Below are 3,035 nucleotides of genomic sequence, written 5' to 3'. Positions count from 1 at the left end.
GCTTGGCCACCAGCTCAGGCAGGGCATGATCCTTGATCACCTTGTTTTCCAGCCGATCAAACAGCTGGTAACGCTTGGGATCGGAAATCCGGAAACGGAAATATTCCCGCGCCAGGCGTTCCTTGTTGTCCGCATCGGAAATTTGCTGGAACACGCCGGCCAGGTCTTCCTCATAGCGCAGCATCAGCAGCAGGTAGATTTCGTTCTTGGTTTCGAAATGCTTGTAGATAGTGCCTTTGCCAATACCCACCCGGTCCGCAATCATTTCCACGGTCACCCGGTCTTCGCCTTCTTCCAGAAAAAGGGCCAGAGCGGCATCGAGAATCTCACGTTCTCGCTGACGAAATTCCTGAGCTTTACGCGTGGCTTTTTCCAGATCACCCATCTATTTCTCCTTTCGCCCGGGTATGCGGGCCTAAAGCCGACTGGACAGTCGCAATTCTAACGCATTCCCTTTTTATACGCATATCAGATAGCAACCCGCGGCATTTCGGTAGCGTCTCGCCATGGAAACCTGGCGCCGGTTAGCATAGCGTCATGGTTTTCCGCCACGCATCAGCTCAACCCAGCGCACGGAGGCAACACAACATGGCCAACTCTGACGGGAGCCCCCCGGATATCGCCACCGAATTTGCCCAGCAGGACGGCCTGCTTTACCTCAACCATGCAGCCGTCGCCCCCTGGCCACAACGTACCCAGGACGCGGTAACCGAATTTGCTCGCCAGAATGTATTCATCGGCGCACGGGATTATCCACACTGGTTGAAAGTCGAGCAGCAGCTACGCGAGCGTTTGGCCTGGCTGGTGGGAGGCGTTAGCAGCGAAGAGATCGCCTTGCTCAAGAACACTTCCGAAGGCCTGTCCGTCATTGCCCAGGGCCTGGAATGGCAGGCTGGCGATCAGGTTATCATCAGTGATCAGGAATTCCCGTCCAACCGCATCCCCTGGCAGGCCCTGGCAAACCAGGGGGTGGAAGTGATCGAGGTCAATCTGGAGGGGGACAACCCGGAGCAGAATGTCATTGACTCCATGGGTCCGCGCACCCGCCTGGTGTCTCTTTCCGCCGTCCAGTACGGCACCGGCCTGTTGATGGATATGGCTCCCATCGGCGCCGCCTGCCGTGCCCAGGGCATACTCTTCTGTGTGGACGCCATCCAGATTCTCGGCACACTGCCGTTCTCAGCAGAGCAGGTAAACGCTGATTTTGTGGTGGCCGACGGCCACAAATGGATGCTCGGCCCGGAAGGGCTCGCCCTGTTCTATTGCCGCCGCGCGGTGCAGGATCAATTGATTCTGCGTCAGCATGGTTGGCATATGGTGGCCGATCCGGGCAATTACACCCGCAAGGACTGGCAGCCCGCCACTACCGCCAAACGCTTCGAATGCGGGAGCCCAAACATGCTCGGTGCCCATGCCCTGAATGCCTCCCTGTCACTGCTGCAGGATACCGGCATGGACGCGGTGGCTGATGCCTTGCAACAGCGGGTGCAATGGCTGATCGAAGGGCTGCAAGACAAAAACGCCACACTGCTCAGCGCTGCGGCCCCTCAGCGACGGGCTGGAATCGTCACCTTCCGCCTGTCCGAAGAAGCCCCGGGCGACACCTTCCAGCGCCTGAAAAAGGGCGGCGTGGTATGCGCGGAACGCGGCGGTGGTGTACGCTTTTCGCCACACTTCTACACTGCCAATTCGGTCATCGACCAGGCTCTGGCCCTGCTGTAAGCTCCAGAACCTCATATGCGCCTCGTTATGGATACCGGAGCCTCACAGATGAACCGACAGCTGGCCTTCTATCAATGGATTTGCCGCCGTTTGCAGCGCGATGAGCAGTTCAGCGGCCAGCCCAGCGCGGACTTGGAAAGCCTGCGCACGGTGCTGAAATCCTGTGACGTGCTGTTGGTGGCCGGGCACAGCAGCGTGGACCGCACCTTCAAGGTGATCGGCGATAGCCGCTACGCGCGGGCGGTACTCTACATTGGCCGGCTGCACGACGTAGCCGACCCGGCCCTGCGCGCCCTGTTGGCGGATTACACCCCCTGCGAACCGGATACCCAACTGGTGATTGATGCCCGCCTGGAACGGGGGTTGATCGTGGAGCCGCTGTCCGCACTGGAAGGTCGTCAGATTCGCGTCTGCCGGGCACAGGGCCTGAGTGACAATGAAGCCCAGGATGTACTCCGCTACGCCATCAGCCGCATTGGCGCCGGGGGTGCCCAGTCCTGGGGCGCACTGGCCATGATGACCCTGCTACCCTGGCGCTGGCTGCCCCTGCGCTGGCGCACCAGCCTGTTCCGCCGCTGGGCCGGTGAATTGATCAAGGCACTCAGTGGCACCGTCGTCGCCGATGCCTTCAGCTTTGTGCAATTCCCGGTCATGCCGCTGGTGAAGGAAAGCGAGCCCGCCGCCCGCTTGCTCCGGCTGCAACCCCGAGCCATTACTGCTGCGGACTTCGACCACTCGCCCTACTTCGAAATTATCAAGGCGCCCTTCCAGCTGGATGCCATCCCCAAGGGGATTGACGCCCTGCCCTGGAAGGGCAATCAGGGCGCGCTGGCGCCGGAACGTCAGCGCCACCTGTCACTGGTGGAGCCGCCGAACGGACACCACGGATAATAGCGCCAGCAGCCACCAGGACAAACTGCCCCCGCCACCGCCGCCATCGCTCCCGCCACTGGCATTACCGCCACTGGACGCACTGCTGCGCGCTTGGGCCGGCCGGGTGCTTGCCGAGCTATCGTCCGCCGGGTAATCCCCGTTATCGGTCCACACCTGCACTGCCAGGCTATCATCGCCCTGACCGTCCAGAATCAGTTGCTGGGACGCCACTTCACCCGGCGACATATCGCCAAGCCCGCATTGCACCAGGCCGCCCCCGGCACAGTTCTCAGGCAGTGACACCGGACTCCACCCGGACGGCAAGGTAAAGCCAACCCGCACCCGCGCCGCTGCCTGATGGGTCGCCGCATTGGTGACCTGGGCATTGACCCGCACCAGGCCATCATTGCCCCGCTGCGTGGTCAGGCTGAGTACCACAT

4 protein-coding genes are annotated in these 3,035 nt (G+C 61.4%); 2 read left to right on the top strand and 2 right to left on the bottom strand.

Annotated elements, in window-relative coordinates:
• Positions 1-385, bottom strand: a 385-nt coding sequence (locus A3754_RS21520) for a helix-turn-helix domain-containing protein (protein ID WP_156497136.1), incomplete at its 3' end; no start/stop codon positions are given.
• 203 nt (positions 386-588) lie between these two features.
• Between A3754_RS21520 and A3754_RS21515 the strand changes: the two genes are divergently transcribed.
• A complete protein-coding gene (locus tag A3754_RS21515) occupies positions 589-1,722 on the top strand; it encodes an aminotransferase class V-fold PLP-dependent enzyme (RefSeq protein ID WP_063521295.1) in 1,134 nt (377 codons plus the stop codon).
• Between the two features lie 48 nt (positions 1,723-1,770).
• Positions 1,771-2,613, top strand: coding sequence for a hypothetical protein (locus tag A3754_RS21510; protein WP_063521294.1), 843 nt, complete (start codon positions 1,771-1,773; stop codon positions 2,611-2,613).
• On the opposite strand, the gene A3754_RS21505 is transcribed toward A3754_RS21510, so the two are convergent.
• On the bottom strand, positions 2,578-3,035 hold a 458-nt coding region (locus A3754_RS21505), incomplete at its 5' end, for a GlyGly-CTERM sorting domain-containing protein (RefSeq protein ID WP_156497135.1). The two genes, A3754_RS21510 and A3754_RS21505, sit on opposite strands and share 36 nt — an antisense overlap.

Source organism: Alcanivorax sp. HI0083 (assembly GCF_001635175.1).
This window is presented reverse-complemented; position numbering and strand designations above follow the sequence as displayed.